Origin of the sequence: Rosenbergiella sp. YN46, assembly GCF_036620675.1 — a bacterium.
Taxonomy (GTDB): domain Bacteria; phylum Pseudomonadota; class Gammaproteobacteria; order Enterobacterales; family Enterobacteriaceae; genus Jejubacter.
Window position 1 is genome coordinate 271859 of sequence record NZ_JAZHEE010000001.1, and the last position, 20785, is coordinate 292643.

Annotated in this window: 21 protein-coding genes; 14 read left to right on the top strand and 7 right to left on the bottom strand. The window is 57.5% G+C overall.

The window, feature by feature from the left end:
• Positions 1-7 precede the first annotated feature (7 nt).
• The gene (locus V3W49_RS01260) at positions 8-934 is read right to left on the bottom strand and encodes an isoaspartyl peptidase/L-asparaginase (protein WP_500143144.1); all 927 of its coding nucleotides are present in this window, start codon (positions 932-934) and stop codon (positions 8-10) included.
• Positions 935-1147: 213 nt separating this feature from the next.
• Between V3W49_RS01260 and moeA the strand changes: the two genes are divergently transcribed.
• Both moeA and moeB read left to right on the top strand, forming a co-directional pair.
• Positions 1148-2380: a molybdopterin molybdotransferase MoeA gene (gene moeA, locus V3W49_RS01265; RefSeq protein WP_500143145.1), complete on the top strand. Its 1233-nt coding sequence runs from the start codon at positions 1148-1150 to the stop codon at positions 2378-2380.
• 1 nt (position 2381) lies between these two features.
• Entirely contained in the window at positions 2382-3143 is a 762-nt protein-coding gene (moeB, locus tag V3W49_RS01270; protein WP_500143146.1) for a molybdopterin-synthase adenylyltransferase MoeB, read from the top strand.
• Here the strand turns inward: moeB and V3W49_RS01275 are convergent.
• Positions 3134-4204, bottom strand: coding sequence for a LacI family DNA-binding transcriptional regulator (locus tag V3W49_RS01275; RefSeq protein WP_500143148.1), 1071 nt, complete (start codon positions 4202-4204; stop codon positions 3134-3136). The genes moeB and V3W49_RS01275 overlap by 10 nt on opposite strands.
• Positions 4205-4489: 285 nt before the next feature.
• On the opposite strand from V3W49_RS01275, the gene V3W49_RS01280 reads away from it, so the two are divergent.
• Complete coding sequence (locus tag V3W49_RS01280; RefSeq protein ID WP_500143150.1) at positions 4490-5791, top strand: MFS transporter; 1302 nt, start codon at positions 4490-4492, stop codon at positions 5789-5791.
• Positions 5792-5804: 13 nt separating this feature from the next.
• Positions 5805-8171 carry a glycoside hydrolase family 31 protein gene (locus V3W49_RS01285; RefSeq protein WP_500143152.1) on the top strand — a complete coding sequence of 789 codons (2367 nt, stop codon included), beginning with the start codon at positions 5805-5807 and terminating at the stop codon, positions 8169-8171.
• Positions 8172-8220: 49 nt separating this feature from the next.
• Here V3W49_RS01285 and V3W49_RS01290 read toward each other — a convergent pair whose 3' ends face one another.
• The gene (locus V3W49_RS01290) at positions 8221-9813 is read right to left on the bottom strand and encodes an ABC-F family ATPase (protein ID WP_500143153.1); all 1593 of its coding nucleotides are present in this window, start codon (positions 9811-9813) and stop codon (positions 8221-8223) included.
• A 245-nt stretch (positions 9814-10058) separates the two neighbouring features.
• Between V3W49_RS01290 and ldtB the strand changes: the two genes are divergently transcribed.
• The gene (gene ldtB / locus V3W49_RS01295; RefSeq protein WP_500143154.1) at positions 10059-10973 is read left to right on the top strand and encodes a L,D-transpeptidase; all 915 of its coding nucleotides are present in this window, start codon (positions 10059-10061) and stop codon (positions 10971-10973) included.
• Between the two features lie 57 nt (positions 10974-11030).
• On the opposite strand, the gene mntR is transcribed toward ldtB, so the two are convergent.
• A complete protein-coding gene (gene mntR / locus V3W49_RS01300) occupies positions 11031-11495 on the bottom strand; it encodes a manganese-binding transcriptional regulator MntR (RefSeq protein ID WP_500143156.1) in 465 nt (154 codons plus the stop codon).
• A gap of 178 nt (positions 11496-11673) precedes the next feature.
• On the opposite strand from mntR, the gene mntS reads away from it, so the two are divergent.
• Positions 11674-11799, top strand: a complete 126-nt coding sequence (gene mntS, locus V3W49_RS01305; RefSeq protein WP_500143157.1) for a manganase accumulation protein MntS — start codon at positions 11674-11676, stop codon at positions 11797-11799.
• Positions 11800-11973: 174 nt separating this feature from the next.
• On the opposite strand, the gene ompX is transcribed toward mntS, so the two are convergent.
• Both ompX and V3W49_RS01315 read right to left on the bottom strand, forming a co-directional pair.
• Positions 11974-12489 carry an outer membrane protein OmpX gene (ompX, locus tag V3W49_RS01310; protein ID WP_500143159.1) on the bottom strand — a complete coding sequence of 172 codons (516 nt, stop codon included), beginning with the start codon at positions 12487-12489 and terminating at the stop codon, positions 11974-11976.
• Positions 12490-12544: 55 nt separating this feature from the next.
• The gene (locus V3W49_RS01315) at positions 12545-12607 is read right to left on the bottom strand and encodes a hypothetical protein (protein WP_138099203.1); all 63 of its coding nucleotides are present in this window, start codon (positions 12605-12607) and stop codon (positions 12545-12547) included.
• A gap of 249 nt (positions 12608-12856) precedes the next feature.
• On the opposite strand from V3W49_RS01315, the gene rhtA reads away from it, so the two are divergent.
• From rhtA to glnQ, 5 genes are all read left to right on the top strand, one after another.
• On the top strand, positions 12857-13744 hold the full coding sequence (rhtA, locus tag V3W49_RS01320) for a threonine/homoserine exporter RhtA (RefSeq protein ID WP_500143160.1): 888 nt from the start codon (positions 12857-12859) through the stop codon (positions 13742-13744).
• 232 nt (positions 13745-13976) lie between these two features.
• Positions 13977-14480, top strand: a complete 504-nt coding sequence (dps, locus tag V3W49_RS01325) for a DNA starvation/stationary phase protection protein Dps (RefSeq protein ID WP_500143161.1) — start codon at positions 13977-13979, stop codon at positions 14478-14480.
• Positions 14481-14829: 349 nt separating this feature from the next.
• Positions 14830-15573: a glutamine ABC transporter substrate-binding protein gene (glnH, locus tag V3W49_RS01330; protein ID WP_500143163.1), complete on the top strand. Its 744-nt coding sequence runs from the start codon at positions 14830-14832 to the stop codon at positions 15571-15573.
• A 60-nt stretch (positions 15574-15633) separates the two neighbouring features.
• Positions 15634-16293: a glutamine ABC transporter permease GlnP gene (gene glnP / locus V3W49_RS01335; RefSeq protein ID WP_500143164.1), complete on the top strand. Its 660-nt coding sequence runs from the start codon at positions 15634-15636 to the stop codon at positions 16291-16293.
• Positions 16290-17012, top strand: a complete 723-nt coding sequence (gene glnQ, locus V3W49_RS01340; protein ID WP_500143165.1) for a glutamine ABC transporter ATP-binding protein GlnQ — start codon at positions 16290-16292, stop codon at positions 17010-17012. Before glnP ends, glnQ begins: the two co-directional genes overlap by 4 nt.
• Positions 17013-17030: 18 nt before the next feature.
• Here the strand turns inward: glnQ and rlmF are convergent, their stop codons facing one another.
• The gene (gene rlmF / locus V3W49_RS01345; RefSeq protein ID WP_500143167.1) at positions 17031-17948 is read right to left on the bottom strand and encodes a 23S rRNA (adenine(1618)-N(6))-methyltransferase RlmF; all 918 of its coding nucleotides are present in this window, start codon (positions 17946-17948) and stop codon (positions 17031-17033) included.
• Between the two features lie 115 nt (positions 17949-18063).
• Here rlmF and V3W49_RS01350 point away from each other — a divergent pair, with 115 nt between their 5' ends.
• The 3 genes from V3W49_RS01350 (at position 18064) to bhsA (ending at position 19689) form a co-directional block, all read left to right on the top strand.
• Positions 18064-18714: a flavin reductase family protein gene (locus V3W49_RS01350; RefSeq protein ID WP_500143169.1), complete on the top strand. Its 651-nt coding sequence runs from the start codon at positions 18064-18066 to the stop codon at positions 18712-18714.
• A gap of 153 nt (positions 18715-18867) precedes the next feature.
• Positions 18868-19128, top strand: coding sequence for a DUF1471 family periplasmic protein McbA (gene mcbA, locus V3W49_RS01355; protein WP_500143171.1), 261 nt, complete (start codon positions 18868-18870; stop codon positions 19126-19128).
• Positions 19129-19431: 303 nt separating this feature from the next.
• The gene (bhsA, locus tag V3W49_RS01360) at positions 19432-19689 is read left to right on the top strand and encodes a multiple stress resistance protein BhsA (protein WP_500143172.1); all 258 of its coding nucleotides are present in this window, start codon (positions 19432-19434) and stop codon (positions 19687-19689) included.
• The last annotated feature ends 1096 nt before the right edge of the window (positions 19690-20785 follow it).

Consider the following 20785-nt stretch of genomic DNA (forward strand, 5'->3'; position numbering starts at 1 on the left):
CCTCCTTTTAATAAATACCTACGCTTGGCGAATCGCCCACAAAAGCCCAGGCGCGATACATGCCTTCGCAGTTAAACGGCAGCGCCACATTTCCCTGGTTATCCACGGCTATCGCGCCGCCGCTGCCGCCCAGCGCCGGCAGTTTTTCCATAATCACCCGCTCTGTGGCCTGCTGCAGGCTAAGCCCCCGGTACTCCATCAGCGCGGCGATATCGTAAGCCGCCAGAGTACGGATAAAGAGTTCGCCGTTGCCGGTACAGGAAACCGCGACATTGGCGTTATTGGCATAGCACCCTGCCCCCACCAGCGGCGAATCGCCCACCCGCCCCGGCAGCTTATTGGTCATGCCACCGGTCGAGGTGGCCGCCGCCAGATTACCGTCAAGGTCAAGGGCCACGGCGCCGACGGTGCCGAATTTAGTATCCGGGGTAACCGGCGCATCGTGATCCAGCAGAATGGCATTTCTGGCGCTGTGTAGCTGCGCCAGACGCTCCGGCGTATCGAAAACTGCCGGGTCGACCAGTTCCATCCCCTGCTGCTGCACGAAGCGTTCCGCGCCCTGGCCCACCATCAGCACGTGCGGGCTTTGCTCCATCACCAGACGCGCGGCCAGAACCGGGTTGCGCAACTGGCTGACGCCGGCCACCGCCCCGGCTTTAAGCGTGACGCCGTCCATCACGCAGGCATCCAGCTCGTGGGTTTCGTCCCGGGTATAAACTGAGCCGATCCCGGCGTTAAACAGCGGGCACTCTTCCAGCAGCCGCACCGCTTCGCAGACCGCGTCCAGGGCGCTTTTCCCCTGCGCCAGCATCTGCTGTCCGACGTCGACAATTTCCGAAAGGGCCTGGATATAGCGCTGTTCCTGCTGTGCGCTCATTTGCAGCCGGGAGAGCGCTCCCGCGCCGCCGTGAATGGCAATTACCGCGTTTCCCATAACAACATCACTCAATCAGAGAAGGAACCTGCGACGCTTTGATATTGATATCATTGTTTTTTGGCGCCGGTTAATACGATTTCTGAATATAGAAAGATGTAAATGTGTTGTAAAGACCAGGAAGCCGGGGCTACCCCGAAAGCAGGCGTTTAGCCATGGGGTTTTCTCTGCCATAATAGGCCTCTGTCAGATTTTCCCGCCCAGGAGCTATTCATGGATTTTACCGCCGGACTGATTCCTCTGGATCACGCCCTTAAGCAGATGCTCGACCGCCTGACGCCCGTCGCCGACATAGAAACGCTGGCGCTGCAGCAGGCCTTTGGCCGCGTTACCGCCCAGGCAATCGCCTCCCCCATCGAGGTACCGGGTTTCGATAATTCGGCAATGGACGGCTACGGCGTGCGCATGGCGGATCTGGAAAGCGGTAAGCCGCTGCCGGTGGCCGGTAAAATCTTCGCCGGCCAGCCGCTACAGGGCGAATGGCCGGTCGGTACCTGCGTGCGCATTATGACCGGCGCGCCGGTGCCGCCGCAGTGCGACGCGGTGATTATGCAGGAACAGTGTGAAGTTCGTGATGACGGCGTTCTGTTCAGCGCGCCCGTGCAAGCAGGGCAGAATATTCGCCGCCGCGGCGAGGATATCCGTCAGGGAGCTGCCGCCATTGACGCCGGCGTGCGCCTGAGCGCCTCCGAGCTGCCGCTGCTGGCCTCGCTGGGCATCGGCGAAGTCCCGGTAGTACGCCGCCTGCGGGTGGCGCTGTTTTCCACCGGCGATGAACTGCAATTGCCCGGCACGCCGCTTCAGCCCGGCCAGATTTATGACAGCAACCGCCTGACGGTGCACCTGATGCTGGAACAGCTGGGCTGCGAGGTCATTAACTTAGGTATCGTCCGCGACTCCCCCGAGGCGCTGCGCGCCGCTTTTCTGGAGGCGGATTCCCGGGCCGATGTCACCCTCAGTTCCGGGGGCGTTTCCGTGGGTGAAGCCGACTACACCAAACAGATACTCGACGAGCTGGGCGAAATAGGCTTCTGGAAGCTGGCAATCAAACCCGGCAAACCTTTCGCCTTTGGCCGCCTGCGCAACAGCTGGTTCTGCGGCCTGCCGGGCAATCCGGTGTCCGCCGCCGTCACCTTCTATCAACTGGTGATTCCACTGCTGGCGAAGCTCAGCGGGCAGCGTACCCCGGCCCTGCCGCCGTGTCTGAAAGTACGGGCGGCGCAGCCGCTAAAGAAAAGTCCGGGGCGCCTGGACTTCCAGCGCGGCATACTGAGTACCGGTACCGACGGCCTGCCGGAAGTGACCAGCACCGGCCATCAGGGTTCTCATATCTTCAGCTCGTTCAGCCAGGGGAACTGCTTCATTATTCTGGAGCGCGAGCGCGGCAATGTGGCACCGGGCGAAATGGTCGAGGTTCAGCCGTTTAATCACCTGTTCGGAGGCTGAGATGTCGGTGGAGCTGAGCGACCAGGAGATGCTGCGCTACAACCGCCAGATAGTCCTGCGCGGTTTTGACTTCGACGGCCAGGAGCGCCTGAAGGGCAGTCGCGTTTTGATCGTCGGACTCGGCGGACTGGGCTGCGCCGCCAGCCAGTATCTGGCGGCGGCGGGCGTCGGTCTGCTGACGCTGCTCGACTTTGATACCGTGGCGCTCTCTAACCTGCAGCGCCAGACGCTGCATCACGACGCCACGATTGGTCAGCCCAAGGTCACTTCCGCCGCCGCCGCGCTGCGCGCCATCAATCCGCATATCGCCGTTGAAACAGTTGACGCTCTGCTGGAAGAGCCTGAGCTACGGGCGCTGGTGGCGCGTCATGACCTGGTGCTGGACTGTACCGATAATGTGGAGGTGCGTAATCAGCTTAACCGCTGCGGCTTTGCCACCAAAGTGCCGCTGGTTTCCGGCGCCGCCATCCGCATGGAGGGACAGATTTCGGTCTTCACCTGGCAGCCCGATGAGCCCTGCTACCGCTGCCTGAGCCGGCTGTTCGGCGCAGAGGCCCTTAGCTGCGTCGAAGCGGGGGTGATGGCGCCGCTGGTGGGCGTTATCGGTACGCTTCAGGCCATGGAGGCCATTAAGCTGCTCGCCCATTACGGAACGCCGATCGTCGGCAAAATCCTGATGTACGACGCCATGCGCGGCCAGTTCCGGGAAATGAAACTGGCGCGCGACCCGCACTGCGAAACATGCGGCGCGCCTCAGTCGTAAAGCCCTTCCGCCCGTACGCCGTGGGGTGCCCTGCCCCCACGGATGCGCCGTACCGAATCGTACAACGCCAGTTTTCCGTGCAGTAATAGCGTACTGACCGGCGCCTTTGGTCGAATCAGGCGCTGCTGCAGCATATGCACCGCTTCTTCACCCAGTTCATCCCGGGGAACCTGGAGCGCGGTCAGCGGCGTATCGCCCAGCGCCGACAGGTTAGCGCCGTCGATGCTCATCACCGAAATATCCTGGGGCACCCGCAGCCCGGCCCGGGTCAGCGCCCGCACCACTCCCGCGGCCATAAAGTCGCCGCCGGCCAGAATCGCCGTCGACAACGATTTGCGCGGCGTGCGCGCCAGCCAGTCGCTAATCAAAGCCTCGCTTTCGCTGGCGGCAAAGCTGTCGGCCACCAGCAGGTGGCAGCTCTCGTCAAAGGGCAGATTAGCGCCGCGCCAGGCGTCCAGGATCCCCGCCAGTCGCAGCTCCATGGTGTAACGCCGCAGGCACAGCAGGTTAAGCACCGAACGGTGTCCCATTGCGAACAGATAGCGGGCGGCGCACTCGCCGGTGGCGCGATGATCGGGCGCCACCGCGGGCAGCCGCATATCCTGAGTGCGGCAGTTAATTAACAGGCAGGGTTTCCCCACATCGACCGCCAGCTCGTGAATATGCGGATCGTCAATGCCCAGCAGCATAGCGGCTTCGGTGCCAGGTTCATTGATACGGCTCAGAAACAGATTGGCGTCGCTGTCCTGCTCTTCCAGCGCGCAGTAGCGCAGTCGGACATCGTGCGGCGCCAGCGCCCGACTGATGCTTTGAATCACCCGGTAATAGAAAATATCGGAGCGTTCATCAAAGGCCCGCTGCGGCGCAAACACCACCAGTTCATTGAGCAGCAGGCGCCCTGCCGCCATTCCCTCCATCACGCCCAGGCGTTCGGCGCACTGGCGTACCTGTTCCCGCGCTCGTTCGCTGGTGTTGGCCTTTCCCGCCAGCACCCGGGAAACGGTGCTGATCGACAGCCCGGTGAGCGCCGCGATCTCGGTGATTTTGAGCCTTTTTGTCATTCTGTGATCCATGCCCAAATGTGAAATGAAAAAATTTTCACCCGCCATACCTGTCAAAAAAACGGGCAACCCGGCCAGAATGCCTGCGTAATCAATAAATTTATGAGAATTTTTTCACAATTTTTGCTACAGGCTCTTCACCGACTCCTTTAGTCTCCGGTTATTGGCGCACCGGGAGCCATATCTCCGGTAATTACCCCTTTATTCAATAGCTTCCCTGTTGTCGTTCCCTACCAGAGTGGGGATGCAGGCGGTTTAACAAAACCAAATAATGCGGAGAACGTAATGAGTCAGGGAGTCAACTCAACCGTCGCAGCGAGCAACGTACGGCGGACAATCAAAAACTTACGCTGGTGGGTGTTAGTTCTGTTCCTGCTGGGCGTCACCGTCAACTACATCACCCGCAATTCGCTGGGTATTCTGGCGCCGGAGCTGAAAAGCAGCCTGGGGATTACCACCGAACAGTACTCCTGGATTGTCGGCGCCTTCCAGCTGGCGTATACCCTGTTTCAGCCCCTGTGCGGCTGGCTGATTGACGTTATCGGTCTGAAGCTTGGCTTCCTGATCTGCGCCGCTATCTGGGCGCTGGCCTGTCTGTTTCACGCCGGCGCGGGCAGCTGGCTGCATCTTGCCTTTCTGCGTTTCGTGATGGGCGGCGCCGAAGCGGCGGCCACACCGGCCAACGCCAAGACCATCGGCGAATGGTTTCCTAAGCAGGAACGTCCCATCGCTGCCGGCTGGGCCGGGGTAGGCTTTTCGGTAGGCGCCATGCTGGCGCCGCCGATTATCTACTTCGCTCACGCCTCGTTCGGCTGGCAGGGCGCCTTTATGTTCACCGGTATTCTGGCGCTACTGTGGGTGGTGCTGTGGTGGTTGTTCTATCACAACCCGGAACAGCATCCGCGGCTGAGCAAAGAAGAGCTGGCGTTTATCCGCCAGGATAACGAAGCCCCCGCGGTGACCCAGCCCTTTTTTACCACCCTGAAGGTCGTGGCAAAGAACCGCCGCTTTTACGGCATCGCTATTCCCGCTTTTATGGCGGAGCCCGCCTGGGCGGTGATGAGCTTCTGGGTACCGCTCTACCTCGCCCGGGAGCACGGTATGGACCTCAAGCAGATAGCGATGTTCGCCTGGTTACCGTTCCTGGCCGCCGATCTCGGCAGCGTGGCCAGCGGCTATATCACCCGCCTGTATACCCGCTGGTTCGGCTTTACCCGGGTCAATTCGGTAGTGGCCAGTTCGGTCACCGGCGCCTTTTTAATGATCTCGCTGGCGGTGGTGGCCTTCACCCGCGATCCGTACGTCACCATTGTGCTGATCTCCATCGGCGGCTTCGGCCACCAGATTATCTCCTGCATGCTGAGCGCACTGGTGGTGGAGTCCTTCGACAAAGGCCAGATGGCCACCGTCAACGGAATGCGCGGCTCCGCGGCCTGGATAGCCAGCTTCGCCTTTTCGCTGATTATCGGCGTTACCGCCGACACCATCGGCTTTAATCCACTATTTATCGCCATGGGGATGTTCGATCTGATTGGCGCCTGTTTCCTGATCGCTTTTATTGCCGAACGCCGCGGGCGTCGCATCTGATGAGGTATTACCGATGAAAACCCTGAAACACTGGAGCCTGGCCCATTCCGATGCCAGCCATGTGACCCTTTGCGTGGAAAACCAGCACCGGCTGACCCTGTACGTGCTGGAACAGGGGCTGTTTCGCGTATCAATACAGCGCGGCGGCGACTGGGCGCTGAACCGTACCTGGAGTATCGCGCCGAATCGGGACGTTCCCTGGGAGGGGCGTTCCCGGGACGATCTCGACGGCTTCTCTCTGCCTGGATATACGCTAACCGAACGCGACGATACGCTGGAGATCGCAAGCGAAAGGCTGCGGGTCACGGTTCACCGGCCGCTATGGCTGGAGTGGCACTACCGCGACGCCTGCGGCCAGTGGCGTTTTCTTGCCAGCGATCGCCCCACCAGCGCCTATCTGCTTAATGCGCACGGCGACGGCGTCGCCCACTATCAGCGGCGCTTTAAGGAAGACTGTTACTACGGACTGGGCGAAAAGGCCGGGCCGCTGGCGCGTAACGGGAAACGCTACGAAATGCGCAATCTGGACGCCATGGGCTATAACGCTGCCAGCACCGATCCGCTCTACAAGCATATCCCCTTCACCATTACCCGGCGTGATGAGGTCAGCTTCGGGCTGTTTTACGATAACCTGAGCAGCAGCTGGTTCGATCTGGGCAATGAGCTGGATAACTACCACGCTCCCTACCGCCGCTGGCAGGCGGAATCCGGCGACATCGACTACTACCTGTTCGTGGGCGACCGAATTCTGGATATCACCAAAACCTTTGTGCGTCTGACCGGCAAAACGCTGTTTGGCCCGCGCTGGAGCCTGGGTTATAGCGGCTCCACGATGCACTATACCGACGCGCCGGACGCCCAGAATCAGCTGATGAACTTTATTCGCCTGTGCCAGCAGCACGCCATTCCGTGCGATTCCTTCCAGCTTTCATCCGGCTATACCTCAATTAACGACAAGCGCTACGTCTTTAACTGGAACCACGACAAAGTGCCCGAACCGAAAGTGATGAGCCAGGCCTTTCACGACGCCGGGCTTAAGCTTGCCGCCAATATCAAACCCTGCCTGTTGCAGGATCATCCCCGCTATCAGGAGGTGGCCCGCCAGGGACTGTTTATTCAGGATTCGCAAAGCGAAACCCCGGAACGTTCCAGCTTCTGGGACGACGAAGGCTCTCACCTGGACTTCACCCACCCGGCCGCCATCGCCTGGTGGCAGGAGGGGGTGACCACCCAACTGCTGGAAATGGGAATCGACGCCACCTGGAACGACAATAACGAATATGAGGTCTGGGACGGCGAAGCGCGCTGCCACGGTTTCGGCGACCCTATCGCCATTAAGCATATCCGCCCGGTGATGCCGCTGCTGATGATGCGCGCCTCAATGGAAGCGCAGCAGCGGTTTGCGCCAGAGTTGCGCCCCTATCTGATCTCCCGCTCCGGCTGCGCCGGTATGCAGCGCTACGTTCAGACCTGGAGCGGCGATAACCGCACCAGCTGGCAGACGCTACGCTATAACATCCGCATGGGGCTGGGGATGAGCCTGTCCGGACTCTATAACGTGGGCCATGACGTCGGTGGTTTCTCTGGCGATAAGCCAGACGCCGAACTGTTCGTACGCTGGGTACAAAACGGTGTGATGCATCCGCGCTTTACCATCCACTCGTGGAACGACGACGGTACCGTCAACGAACCCTGGATGTATCCGGCGGTCACCCCGGCGGTGCGTGCCGCCATTGAGCTGCGCTATCGCCTGATGCCCTATCTGTATACGCTGCTGTGGCAGGCCCACGCCGACGATGAACCAATGCTGCGCCCCACGTTCCTCGACCATGAGCAGGACCCTAAAACCTTCCAGGAGTGCGACGAGTTTATGCTGGGTCGCGATCTGCTGGTGGCAAGCGTCGTGGAAGCGGGTCAGCGCGAACGCACCCTGTGGCTGCCGGACAACGGCAGCGGCTGGTACGACTTCGCAAGCCACACCTGGTACGCGGGCGGTCAGCAAATCACTCTGCCCGCCCCACTGGAACAGCAGCCCATGCTGGTACGCGCTGGAGCCGGACTGCCGTTAAGCCAGCGCCTGGCCCATAGCGACGCCCGGGCCGATGACCGCCGCGAACTGCGGCTGTTTCCGCTGAAAGGGAACGGGCACTCCCGGGGCGAACTGTTCGAAGACGATGGCGAAAGCTGGGGTTATAAAGAGGGCAAAGCGCTGTGGCTCAATTGGGAGATGACCTGTGATGCCGACTCCATCAATCTGAGGTTTAACGTGCGCGGCGACTGGCGCCCGGCCTGGTCGGAACTGCAGCTAACGCTGCCGGAAGGCGAAACGCGACGTCTGATTATCGACGGCGTGGAAGGTAATTGCTGGGCGCTTAAATAAAGGTGCTGTCATGCCCTCTCCCGCCGGGGAGAGGGCATGACCGGCTGCGTTATTCGATACCTTTGCTGCGCAGGTACTCTTCGTAACCGCCGCCGAAGTCGACCACGCCCTGTGGGGTGATTTCCACGATGCGGGTCGCCAGCGAGCTCACGAACTCACGGTCGTGGGAAACGAAGACCAGCGTGCCTTCATAAAGCTCCAGCGCGCTATTCAGTGATTCAATAGACTCCATATCCAGGTGGTTGGTCGGTTCATCCATCACCAGAATATTGGGGCGCTGCATCATCAGCTTGCCGAACAGCATCCGCCCTTTCTCGCCGCCGGACAGCACCTTCACCGGTTTGCGAATATCGTCCTGGCTGAACAGCAAACGGCCCAGAACGCTGCGCACCGCCTGCTCGTCATCCCCTTCCTGTTTCCACTGGCTCATCCAGTCGAATACGTTAAGATCGCAGTCAAAGTCCGCGGCGTGATCCTGCGCGTAGTAACCAATACTCGCGTTTTCAGACCACTTTACCGTACCGCTATCCGGCGTCAGCTCCCCCACCAGGGTTTTCAGCAGGGTCGATTTACCCACGCCGTTGGTGCCCAGTACCGCCAGCTTTTCGCCCACCTCCATCAGCATGCCGAAGCCGCTGAACAGCGGGCCGTTATCGAATCCCTTACTGAGATCTTTAACCTCCAGCGCGTTACGGAACAATTTTTTGTTCTGCTCGAAACGGATGAACGGATTCTGACGGCTGGAGGCTTTCACCTCTTCCAGCTTGATCTTGTCGATTTGACGGGCGCGGGAGGTGGCCTGGCGCGACTTGGAGGCGTTAGCGCTAAAGCGACTGACGAAGGACTGAAGCTCGGCGATCTGCGCCTTCTTTTTGGCGTTGTCCGCCAGCAGGCGCTCACGGGCCTGGGTGGCCGCAGTCATATACTCATCGTAGTTGCCCGGATACACCCGCAGGTCGCCGTAATCGAGATCCGCCATATGGGTGCAGACCATATTCAGAAAGTGGCGATCGTGGGAAATGATGATCATAGTGCTGTCGCGCTCGTTAAGCACCTGCTCCAGCCAGCGAATGGTATCGATATCCAGGTTGTTGGTCGGTTCGTCAAGCAGCAGGATATCCGGGTTGGAGAACAGCGCCTGAGCCAGCAGCACGCGCAGCTTCCAGCCAGGCGCCACTTCGCTCATCGGGCCGTAATGCTGCTCCTGGGGAATGCCTACGCCCAGCAGCAGTTCACCGGCCCGCGCTTCGGCGGAATAGCCGTCCATCTCGCCGTATTTCACTTCCAGATCGGCAACCTTATAGCCTTCTTCTTCGCTCATTTCCGGCAGAGCATAAATGCGGTCGCGCTCCTGCTTCACTTCCCACAGCTCCGAATGCCCCATGATGACCGTATCCAGCACCGTGAACTGTTCGAAGGCGAACTGATCCTGACGCAGCTTACCGATACGCTCGTCAGGATCGTGCGACACGTTGCCGCCGCTCGGCTGCAAATCGCCCCCCAGAATCTTCATAAAGGTGGATTTTCCGCTACCGTTGGCGCCGATCAGGCCGTAGCGGTTACCGCCGCCAAACTTAACGGAGATATTTTCGAACAACGGCTTACTGCCGAACTGCATGGTGACATTACTGGAAACTAACAATCGTCTTCCCCGGGTTGAAAGTGTGATAAACACGACATTATGCCATAAGTGCGTTCAGGGATCGCCCGGATCCAAATCCGTGACAAAATAACCTAGACTAATACACAAATTCAGGTGAAAAGTGTGATTTCATCCACATCCGAATTTCCTCAAACGCACAATGCTCCTATAATGCGCTGGCGGCACTTTTACCGTATCTTAACCAATAGCCTCTGTGGCACCGATAACAACTGCGCGACTCAACTATGAAATTACGTACGCTTTTACTGGCAGCATTTACCCTCGTCGGTTTTTGTAAAACCGCCTCCGCGGTAACCTATCCGCTGCCTCCTGAGGGTAGCCGTCTCGTCGGCCAGAATCAGGTTGTCACCGTTCCTGAGGATAACAAACAGCCTCTGGAATACTTTGCAGCGAAGTACCAGATGGGGCTATCCAACATGATGGAAGCCAACCACGGCGTAGATCCCTATCTGCCGAAGTCCGGCACGGTGCTGACCATTCCCCAGCAGCTCATCCTGCCGGATGCGCCGCGTAAGGGCATTATCATCAACAGTGCTGAAATGCGCCTTTACTACTATCCGAAAGACAGCGGCACCGTAGTGGTGCTACCTATCGGGATCGGCGAGTTGGGTAAAGATACGCCGATTAACTGGACCACCAAGGTAGAGCGTAAACGCGCTAACCCGACCTGGACGCCAACCGCCAAGATGCACGCCGAATATAAGGCGCGCGGCGAATATCTGCCCGCCGTGTTCCCGGCCGGCCCGGATAATCCGATGGGGTTATACGCCCTGTATATCGGTCGCCTGTACGCCATCCACGGTACCAACGCCAACTTCGGTATTGGGCTGCGGGTAAGCCACGGCTGCGTACGTCTGCGTAAAGACGATATTAAGTTCCTGTTCGAGAACGTGCCGGTCGGCACCCGGGTGCAGTTTATCGACGAGCCGGTGAAGACCACCACCGAGCCGGACGGCAGTCGCTATATCGAAGTCCATAATCCGCTCTCCACCACCGAAGCCCAGATGGCCGGTAAAGAAGAGGTACCGATTGTGTTGACTCAGAAACTGCGTGAAGTGACCGATCAGGCTGATGTCGATCAGAGCGTGGTACAGCAGGCTGTTGAGAACCGCTCCGGTATGCCTGTGCGCATTAACTGATAGCAGTTTTGCCAGCAAAAAGCCCGCTATGCGGGCTTTTTTTCTATGGAACGCGGGTTATTCCTGACCCGCCTCGCTAAAGCGACGAAACAGCGCCAGCGTCTCCTCGCTGACGTGGTGTTCCATGCCTTCCGCATCGCGGCGGGCGGTGTCCGGGCTCACGCCCAGCGCCAGCAGAAAGTTTTCCACAATCTGGTGACGTTCCCGACTCTCCTGCGCCAGCTTCGCCCCTTCGGCGGTCAGAAATACGCCACGCCAGGGGATCTGCTCTATTAATCCCACCGAAGCCAGGCGCTTGAGCATTTTCGCCACCGTCGGCTGTGAAACGCCGAGTCGCGCCGCCATATCCACCTGGCGCGCCTCGCCCACTTCGCGGATCAGATCGTCAATCAGCTCGACATAATCATCGATCAGCTCCCGGCGGTGGGCCTCGCGTACCTGGCGAAAACCTTCGACGTGGGCTTCCACATCGACCAGTTTTCCTTCTTTGCGGCTTTCTGGCTTACCTGCGCGACGGCTCATTCAACTTCTCCCGGGTGCTGCATATGAAATTTAACGGCCCTCATTGTAAACCAGCATGCCGCAACTACAAAAAATTAACTAAATAGCCATAGCTATGTAATATAGCTTGTGCTATATCTGTATAGAATACAGACTAACGCAAAGGGATTGCGGCACTGGGTGAAGTAAGGAGGGACTGATGACTGAATTTAAGAGGTGTATGCTGGTGTTTACCCACTCCCCCTTTCAGGTACGGCTGATGCTGCTGGCCATGCTGTGCAACATTATTAACGGCAAACCGCGTTCAAAGAACCAGACCCGCTAAACGCCCCTTCCTCAATTGACAGCCCGTTACGCTGTCTTTCGTTCTCTGCCCTGTTTTTGCGATTCACTGTACTGTATCGCCCCCGCGGACGGATAAAACCTGGCTATACTCAAAACTCAGGCAAAAAAAATCCGCCATAAAGGCGGATTTTTCTCTTTCCCGGTAGGGGAAGGATTAGAAGCGGTAACCAACACCGGCAATCCAAGTGCCAACGTCAACGCTACGAATACGGCTCTGCTCATAAGAGAAGTCCAGAGCAACGTTTTCGATCGGGTTGAACTGAACGCCCGCACCATAGGAGAAACCAACATCGCTGGTGTCGCCGTGGTGTTCCGGATAGTTAGTGGTCTGGAATTTACCGTAGCCCAGACCGATAACACCATATACGCTCACCCAGTCAGCGAGGCGGTAAGCCGGACCCGCGGTGAAGCCGTAATACTGGCCTTTGTCATATTCGCCGTGAGTAGCGGTACGATCGTGCTCAGTGTAGGTGAAAGAGCCGATAACGCCCAGCGGGCTGTTGTCGAACTCGTAACGGTACTTCAGGTTGAAACCGTTAGCTTTGCTGGCAACGCCCTGCATATCGCTCTGCGCGTAGCCACCAGAAACAGTTGCGGTACCGGCTACTGCAGAACCGGCGGAAACGGCCAGAACACAGGCCAGAGCTGAAAGACATGCAATTTTTTTCATAACCACCTCAAATGTGCTTCAAGTAAGTCCTAAGTTATAAATATATCAAACTACTTTAAGAAACTCTGCGGGATTTGCGTTGTCTAAGGCGCCATTTCATGTAACAGAACGTTTCCAGAACTGACTATCCCTTTCATAAGACACGTAATTTTGCAGGCGGAATGCTATTATGGTCCTCATTCCTGCAAGCTTCCATTCGGATTAATCCTAAAATCACTCTTCATGGGGAACTTCTGATGCCGCGCATCATAACGGCCGGCAGAAACTTTTTTTTCAACGGATGCTAAACCAGAAACAACTCTTCCATTACACTGAGCGGGATTTTCTTTTATTAACGTTTCATTGACAAAAACTGACAGGATGCAGGATGCCAACGTTGTCCCGTAAATCGCCCGCCTGGTTGCCAGTCGTACTGCTGCTGGTCGCCATGACTTCTATTCAGAGCGGCGCTTCTCTCGCCAAATCGCTGTTTCCACTGGTTGGCGCTCCCGGCGTCGCCGCGCTGCGCCTTGCGCTGGGCACGCTTATTCTGGTGGCGGTATTTAAACCCTGGCGCCTGCGGTTTCGGCCTGAACAGCGGATCCCGCTGCTGCTTTATGGGCTGGCATTGGGCGGTATGAACTACTTCTTTTACCTCTCCTTGCACAGCATCCCGCTGGGTATTGCCGTAGCGCTGGAGTTCACCGGCCCGCTGGCGGTGGCGCTGTTCTCTTCCCGCCGCCCCATCGATTTTCTGTGGGTGGCGCTTGCTATCGCTGGTCTGTGGATGCTGCTACCGCTGGGCTCCGGAATTTCTGGCATCGATCCCATGGGCGCTGCCTGGGCGTTGCTGGCGGGCGCCTGCTGGGCGGTCTATATCCTGACGGGTAGCCGCGCCGGCGACGGCCACGGCCCGGCCACTGTCGCAATGGGCTCGGTGATAGCCGCGCTGATCTTTATTCCCGTCGGTGCCTGGCAGGCAGGCCCCGCGCTGTGGCAGTGGTCGCTGCTGCCGCTGGGGCTGGCCATTGCCGTGCTTTCCACCGCGTTGCCCTATTCTCTGGAGATGGTGGCCCTGACCCGTCTGCCTACCCGCACCTTCGGTACCCTTATGAGCATGGAGCCCGGCATGGCGGCGCTTTCCGGCATGATCTTCCTGGGGGAACGTTTGAGCGCTATTCAGTTGCTGGGGCTGCTATCTATTATTCTGGCTTCGGTAGGCTCAACCCTGACGCTAAAACGCGAACCAAAAATCGAAAGTATCGATATTAATTAGCCGATTCAAACTTTACAAAATAATAACAAATCATCATTAGCCAATTCCCGCCGGCATTTCGCAAGAAATGTTGGCGTTTTAATATAACAAATTGATTAACAACATATTTATAAAAACAATTTCATCATTACTATTTAACCGATAGGTAATATCTCAACCAGCAGGGTAAAAAAGCGGTGCTATACTTACTGGCGAAGTTTTTTGGGACATAACATCAAGAGGACATGAAATCATGAGTACCGCTAAACTGGTGAAAACAAAATCTTCTGAGCTGCTGTACACCCGCAATGATGTGGCTGAGAGCGAGAAAAAAGAGACCGTTGCACAACTGAACCGTCAGGTTGTTCAGTTCATCGATCTGGCGCTCATTACCAAACAGGCTCACTGGAATATGCGCGGTGCTAACTTCATTGCCGTTCACGAAATGTTGGATGGTTTCCGCGATTCACTGAACGAGCATATGGACACCATGGCAGAACGTGCCGTGCAGTTAGGCGGCGTTGCGCTGGGCACCACGCAGGTGATCAACAGCAACACCCCGCTGAAAAGCTACCCGCTGGATATTCATACCGTTCAGGATCACCTGAAAGAACTGGCCGACCGCTATGCCGTCGTCGCGAACGACGTACGCAAAGCCATTAGCGAAGCCAAAGATGAAGACACCGCAGATATCTTCACCGCGGCTTCCCGCGATCTGGATAAATTCCTGTGGTTCATCGAAGCCCACCTCGGATAAGTCCCCTGTCGCGCCTCCTCCCCGAGGGGGCGCACCATTAATGTGCATTCCTGTCCGCTCTCCCCGGCAAAAAGTTAAAAAATTGCAATAAACACTTCACACAATTGTTATCAATCAATTGTTCCTCCTGTGGATTTTACGCTAAATAGAGTAGTACCGACCGGCAGGGAAACCGCGCCTCGGCATCGCGCCCCAGTCCGGTGCAACAGGCGACTATTGTCTGTATGCAGGTGCACGACCCGCTTTTAACAATCAATAAATTCAGTCAGTTAGAAACCATGGCATGAATTTTTCATACTGCGTTTAGTCTGGCCCGGCACGTTCCCCGGGCATAACAAAAGGAAGAGCTATGAAGTCTGTTTTGAAATGTTCTCTGGCTGCACTCGCCCTGGCATTCGCCGTTTCCTCCCAGGCCGCGGAAAAGAAGCTGATCGTAGCAACCGATACTGCCTTTGTTCCCTTCGAATTTAAGCAGGGCAATCAGTACGTCGGCTTTGATATTGACCTCTGGGCCGCCATCGCTAAAGAGCTCAAGCTCGACTACACCCTGAAACCCATGGATTTCAGCGGCATTATCCCTGCATTACAGACCCGAAATGTCGATCTGGCGCTGGCAGGCATTACCATTACCGATGAACGTAAACGCGCCATCGACTTCTCCGACGGCTATTACAAAAGCGGCCTGATGGTGATGGTCAGGGCCAATAACGACGAAGTCAAAAGCGTTAAGGATCTCGACGGCAAAGTCCTGGCGGTGAAAAGCGGTACCGGCTCGGTGGATTACGCGAAGGAACACATCAAAGCCAAAGAGTTGCATCAGTTCCCGAATATCGACAACGCCTATATGGAGCTGGGCACCAACCGCGCCGACGCGGTGCTGCACGACACGCCGAATATACTCTACTTCATTAAGACCGCAGGCCAGGGCAAGTTCAAAGCGGTGGGCAATTCGCTGGAAGCCCAACAGTACGGCATCGCCTTCCCGAAAGGCAGCGACCTGCGTGACAAAGTGAACGGCGCGCTGAAAACCCTGCGTGAAAACGGAACCTACGCGCAAATCTACAAAAAATGGTTCGGCAAGGCGCCGGAATAATCCAAACCGTGCGGGGATAAACGCCCCGCCTCTTCTGCTTTCTTGCGACAGGAAATCACCATGGAGTTTGACTGGAGCGCCATCTGGCCGGCTGTCCCGCTGCTGCTGGAAGGCGCAAAAATGACGCTTTGGATATCGGTACTCGGCCTGCTGGGCGGCCTGGTTATCGGCCTTATCGCCGGGTTCGCCCGCAGCTTTGGCGGTTGGATACTGAACCACCTCGCCCTGGCGTTTATCGAAATTATTCGCGGCACCCCCATTGTGGTGCAGGTCATGTTTATCTACTTTGCCCTGCCGATGGCGTTTCCCGATCTGCGGATCGATCCCTTTAGCGCCGCGGTGGTCACCATCATGATTAACTCCGGCGCCTATATTGCCGAAATTACCCGCGGCGCCGTGCTCTCTATCCATAAAGGCTTTCGCGAAGCCGGCCTGGCACTGGGCCTTTCCCGGCGCGATACCATTCGCTACGTGATTCTGCCGCTGGCCCTGCGCCGCATGCTGCCGCCGCTGGGCAACCAGTGGATTATCAGTATCAAAGACACCTCGCTGTTTATTGTAATAGGCGTGGCCGAACTGACCCGCCAGGGGCAGGAAATTATCGCCGGTAACTTTCGGGCGCTGGAAATCTGGAGCGCCGTAGCGGTTATCTATCTGATTATCACCCTGGTGCTGAGCTTTGTTCTGCGTCGAATCGAAAGAAGGATGAAGATCCTGTGATTGAGTTTAAAAACGTCTCCAAGCACTTCGGCCCGACCCAGGTGCTGCACAATATCGATCTGCACATTCATCAGGGTGAGGTGGTGGTGATTATCGGCCCTTCCGGCTCCGGGAAATCAACGCTGCTGCGCTGCATCAATAAGCTGGAGGAAATAACCGCAGGCGACCTGATTGTCGATGGAATGAAGGTTAACGATCCGAAAGTGGATGAGCGCCTGATTCGCCAGGAGGCGGGCATGGTATTCCAGCAGTTCTATCTGTTCCCCCAGATGACGGCGCTGGAAAACGTGATGTTTGGCCCCCTTCGGGTGCGCGGCGCCCGCAAAACCGATGCCGAACAGCAGGCCAGAGCCTTACTGGAGAAAGTCGGGCTGGCGGATCGCGCCGGGCACTATCCTTCCGAACTGTCAGGCGGCCAGCAGCAGCGGGTCGCCATTGCCAGAGCGCTGGCGGTGAAACCCAAAATGATGCTGTTTGACGAACCGACATCGGCACTGGATCCGGAGCTACGCCACGAGGTACTGAAGGTGATGCGGGATCTGGCCGAAGAAGGAATGACCATGGCGATCGTCACCCATGAGATTGGCTTTGCACGCCAGGTGGCATCGCGGCTGATATTTATCGATAAGGGGCGGATAGCCGCCGACGGCAATCCGCGTGAGCTGATTGAAAACCCGCCCGGCCAGCGGTTGCAGGAGTTCCTGCAACACGTCTCCTGACCATGGTCTGCGGCCCCGTTAACGGGGCTGCTTTTCGCTAAAGCTCCAGCCGATAAAGCGGCTCTGCTTCTGGCCCTGGGCCATGTTCTTTTTCACCACCCGCACCGCGCCAGCCCCCTGAAGCGCCCGGTAGATCTCAGGCAGGTGCTCGCCGCGTGACACCAGGGTGGTGAACCAGCCTACCTGGCGGGCAAAGGCTCTGCTCTCTTCAATCATCTGCTGAATGAAGCGCACTTCGCCGCCGTCACACCATAGCTCCTTCGGCTGGCCGCCAAAGTTCAGGGCATTTCCTTTATCGCTCAGCCCCAGGTTACGCCGCTTGCGTTCGCTGCCCGCCCGGGCTGAGGCCGCTGAATCATGAAACGGCGGATTACACATTGTCGCCGCGTAGCGCTCATTCACGTGGATAATCCCCCGGAAAATGGCCTCCTCCTGCTTCTGGCGACGTAGCCGGATGCGACGATTCAGGCCCGGATTGGCGGCCACAATAGCGGCAGCGCTGCGTAGCGCGTGCGGATTAACTTCGCTGCCGGTAAAGCGCCAGCCGTATTCATACTGGCCGATCAGCGGATAGATACAGTTGGCGCCGGTACCGATATCCAGAATGTCGGCCTGGGCCGGAATCACGCCCTGGTTATCCTCGGCCAGCAGATCCGCCAGATGGTGCAGGTAGTCGGCGCGCCCCGGCACTGGCGGACACAGAAAACCTTCAGGAATCTCCCAGTGGCTGACCTGATAAAAGCAGGCCAGCAGCGCCTGATTCAGCGCTCTGACCGCCACGGGATCGGCGAAATCAATGGTCGCTTCACCGCGGGGACTGGTATGCACAAAGGCCTCAAGCGCCGGGCTGGCCGCCACGAGAGCGGGAAAATCATAGCGTGACTGATGACGATTACGCGGGTGTAACCCGGCGCGTCTGGCGGGCTGGCTGGTCATGGGCATTCTCCTGTGTGGGCGCGTAAGATACCCGTTGTCGGCTCACAGGTAAATAACGCCAGCCCGGGTAAGGTACACTATCAGGTAACAGCAACCACCATAAACGGAAAAACTGATGTCCACAGAGCACAACAACGACTACTACTATTACGAGCCGGAAGCGGGCCACGGCCTGCCTCACGATCCGCTCAACGCTATTATCGGCCCGCGGCCTATCGGCTGGATCGCGACTCAGAACGCGAAAGGGCAGCGTAATCTCGCCCCCTATAGTTTTTTTAACTGCTTTAACTACCGGCCGCCGATTATCGGCTTTGCCAGTAGCGGCTGCAAAGACAGCCTGCGCAATATTCTGGAAACCGGTGAATTTGTCTGGAACCTGACGACTCGCGCTCTGGCGGAGCAGATGAACGAAACGTCCGCCACGCTGCCGCACGGTGAAGATGAATTTGTACGGGCGGGGCTGACGCCGCTGGCGGGACGTCGGGTCAAGGCGCCTCGGGTAGCGGAAAGCCCGGTTAACTTTGAGTGCCGCCTTTCTCAGCACTGGCAGTTAACCTCCGCCAGCGGCGATCCCATCGATACCTGGCTGGTACTGGGGGAAGTGGTCGCCGTTCATATCGACTCCCGACTTCTGGAACAGGGAGTTTATCAGACGGCAAAGGCACAGCCGGTGCTACGCGCCGGCGGGCCGACCGCCTACTACAGCATTAGTGAAGCCCAGCGTTTCGATCTGGTACGCCCTGATGCAAGGCCTGAAAAATCATAGCGTTAACCAATTTTCATCGGTCAACTTTTGTCAGTAAATGTCGACCCGTGAAAAGCTATTTTTTGCGCTGTATCACACTCTGAAGCGAACTACACTATATCACAGGGTGGTTAATTTTTAATCACCCCTGAGACCTGTCGTGAGGATGTGATCATGAAAAAACTGTCGCTCTTTTCTGCCATTATCACCTTCATTGTCTGTGTTCCCGCAAGCTTTGCGGCATCGCCACTCACCAACCCGGAAACCAGCCAGCTCCGCCCTGCCGGCACGGTTTCCGCCAGCGGCGCCACCCACCTTGGCGATCTGGAAGACAAGCTCGCTGAGAAGGCGCGCGAAGAGGGGGCGACCGGCTATGTTATCACCTCGGCCGGCGGCAATAATCAGATGCACGGCACCGCCACCATTTATAAATAAAGCGTCATCACCGGTACGCCTGGCAGCGTCCCCAGCCTTCTCCGGCCGGGGCGCTATCGCCACCACTGCTCTGGCAAATTCAGCGTGACTAAATGTGCCTTTTCCACACTCTTAATGCAGACATCAGCCAAATCGCCGAGAAAAACAATTAATAACACATAAAAATCAATATATTACTGAATAGTCAATTTTTTAGAACAACACCTTCAATTCTTCCAGGTTTTCTCTCTGCAAAAATACCGTGATAATTATCACATAAACGGAACGAAATGATTTTTACAGAATAACCTGCGAGATATCACCATGAAAAACATTAAATATACTGTTGCTGCAATTGTGCTATCCACCCTGTCCTTTGGCGCCTTCGCCGCTCAGCAGGTCACCGATAATGACCAGCACGGCCAGAAGATTGGCGTTATCTCCGCCTCCGGCGCCTACACGCTGAGCCAGTTAGAAGACCAGCTGGCGGCGAAAGCTGATGCCCAGGGCGCCAGCGCCTATAAAATCACCTCTGCCTCTGGCGAAAACCTGCTGCACGGCACCGCGGTAATCTACAAATAACCCTCAGCCGGGATCCCTCTCCCGGCCCCTTGCTCTGCCCCTAAATATTTCGGGTTGCATCGCGGCGGCTACTGAGCGAATCCCCGGGAGCATAGATAACGATGCGACTGAGGTGAGTGACAAATCTGCCGGCCCCAAAGGGGCGAAGCCCTGGGATGGGCCGGGTACTGCAGCCAACAAAGCAGCAAGTCGAAATATGACGGAAACCCTGATGTTATCCCTTGCCCGCCGGCCACTGGCGGGCTTTTTTTTGCGACTATGCCGCACGCCCTCAGCCTGACGCCCTGTCGGGCTGACCCTGGCCACCGGGAATACTCCGGCGATTTTCAGGCCGGGGTGTCACCGCCCTGAATCTTCAGCCCAAACTTATCCGTAAAGATATTGCTGGTTGTATTTGAGCACTCCGTCTGAATCGATGAGGGGGATTATGCCCCGGCTTAAAAAACGCCATAGCGTTCACGCAGGGCCGGAGGAGCGACAGGATGTCGCGACAGGGTAAGGCCGCCATGGATGGCGACTCTTGCCCGTTCCGCAAAGCCCGGCGTGATAAGCGAAGGGGCCCCGAAGGGCGTTTTTTACCGCCGGGGAGCACGGGTCACCAGGGAGGCGGCGACTGAGCCCCCTGGCCCGTTCTACCTGCTGTGGATTAACAGAGAAGCAGTGACGCAAAGTGAGCGGAACAGCCCGCCGTATCATCATATTCTGCCCAGTTGCCTTTCAGATGCAGGCCGGGGCAGCGGTGTTGTACGTGGTCATGTCGGTTGCGCTATTTCTGCGACAATGCTGTGTTCTGGGGAGAATATGTCACGCTGGCGAAGGTTCCGTTCACTTTAAGGGTATTTTTATATGTCGGTTGCGGAACCGGTGAACGGGTCAGGAGGCTCAAACGCCACCTCCTGACAACCTGGCTTTCCGGCGTGAAAATCGCCGCTGTCGCGGGCCCCTGCGTATTCCCGCCAGCCGGACGGGTCGGGCGTGACGGCACCTCCTTGGGCCGCACACCCTCAGCCCGACGTCCTGTCGGGCTGACCCTGGCCGCCGGGAATACTCCGGCGATTTTCAGGCCGGGGAGTGTCACCGCCCTGAATCTTCAGCC

What these genes read in the sequence shown, in the direction of transcription:
- V3W49_RS01260 (WP_500143144.1), bottom strand. Translation starts at nt 934, where the DNA reads ATGGGAAACGCGGTAATTGCCATTCACGGCGGCGCGGGAGCGCTCTCC.
- moeA (WP_500143145.1), top strand. Translation starts at nt 1,148, where the DNA reads ATGGATTTTACCGCCGGACTGATTCCTCTGGATCACGCCCTTAAGCAG.
- moeB (WP_500143146.1), top strand. Translation starts at nt 2,382, where the DNA reads ATGTCGGTGGAGCTGAGCGACCAGGAGATGCTGCGCTACAACCGCCAG.
- V3W49_RS01275 (WP_500143148.1), bottom strand. Translation starts at nt 4,204, where the DNA reads ATGACAAAAAGGCTCAAAATCACCGAGATCGCGGCGCTCACCGGGCTG.
- V3W49_RS01280 (WP_500143150.1), top strand. Translation starts at nt 4,490, where the DNA reads ATGAGTCAGGGAGTCAACTCAACCGTCGCAGCGAGCAACGTACGGCGG.
- V3W49_RS01285 (WP_500143152.1), top strand. Translation starts at nt 5,805, where the DNA reads ATGAAAACCCTGAAACACTGGAGCCTGGCCCATTCCGATGCCAGCCAT.
- ldtB (WP_500143154.1), top strand. Translation starts at nt 10,059, where the DNA reads ATGAAATTACGTACGCTTTTACTGGCAGCATTTACCCTCGTCGGTTTT.
- mntR (WP_500143156.1), bottom strand. Translation starts at nt 11,495, where the DNA reads ATGAGCCGTCGCGCAGGTAAGCCAGAAAGCCGCAAAGAAGGAAAACTG.
- mntS (WP_500143157.1), top strand. Translation starts at nt 11,674, where the DNA reads ATGACTGAATTTAAGAGGTGTATGCTGGTGTTTACCCACTCCCCCTTT.
- ompX (WP_500143159.1), bottom strand. Translation starts at nt 12,489, where the DNA reads ATGAAAAAAATTGCATGTCTTTCAGCTCTGGCCTGTGTTCTGGCCGTT.
- rhtA (WP_500143160.1), top strand. Translation starts at nt 12,857, where the DNA reads ATGCCAACGTTGTCCCGTAAATCGCCCGCCTGGTTGCCAGTCGTACTG.
- dps (WP_500143161.1), top strand. Translation starts at nt 13,977, where the DNA reads ATGAGTACCGCTAAACTGGTGAAAACAAAATCTTCTGAGCTGCTGTAC.
- glnH (WP_500143163.1), top strand. Translation starts at nt 14,830, where the DNA reads ATGAAGTCTGTTTTGAAATGTTCTCTGGCTGCACTCGCCCTGGCATTC.
- glnP (WP_500143164.1), top strand. Translation starts at nt 15,634, where the DNA reads ATGGAGTTTGACTGGAGCGCCATCTGGCCGGCTGTCCCGCTGCTGCTG.
- rlmF (WP_500143167.1), bottom strand. Translation starts at nt 17,948, where the DNA reads ATGACCAGCCAGCCCGCCAGACGCGCCGGGTTACACCCGCGTAATCGT.
- V3W49_RS01350 (WP_500143169.1), top strand. Translation starts at nt 18,064, where the DNA reads ATGTCCACAGAGCACAACAACGACTACTACTATTACGAGCCGGAAGCG.
- mcbA (WP_500143171.1), top strand. Translation starts at nt 18,868, where the DNA reads ATGAAAAAACTGTCGCTCTTTTCTGCCATTATCACCTTCATTGTCTGT.
- bhsA (WP_500143172.1), top strand. Translation starts at nt 19,432, where the DNA reads ATGAAAAACATTAAATATACTGTTGCTGCAATTGTGCTATCCACCCTG.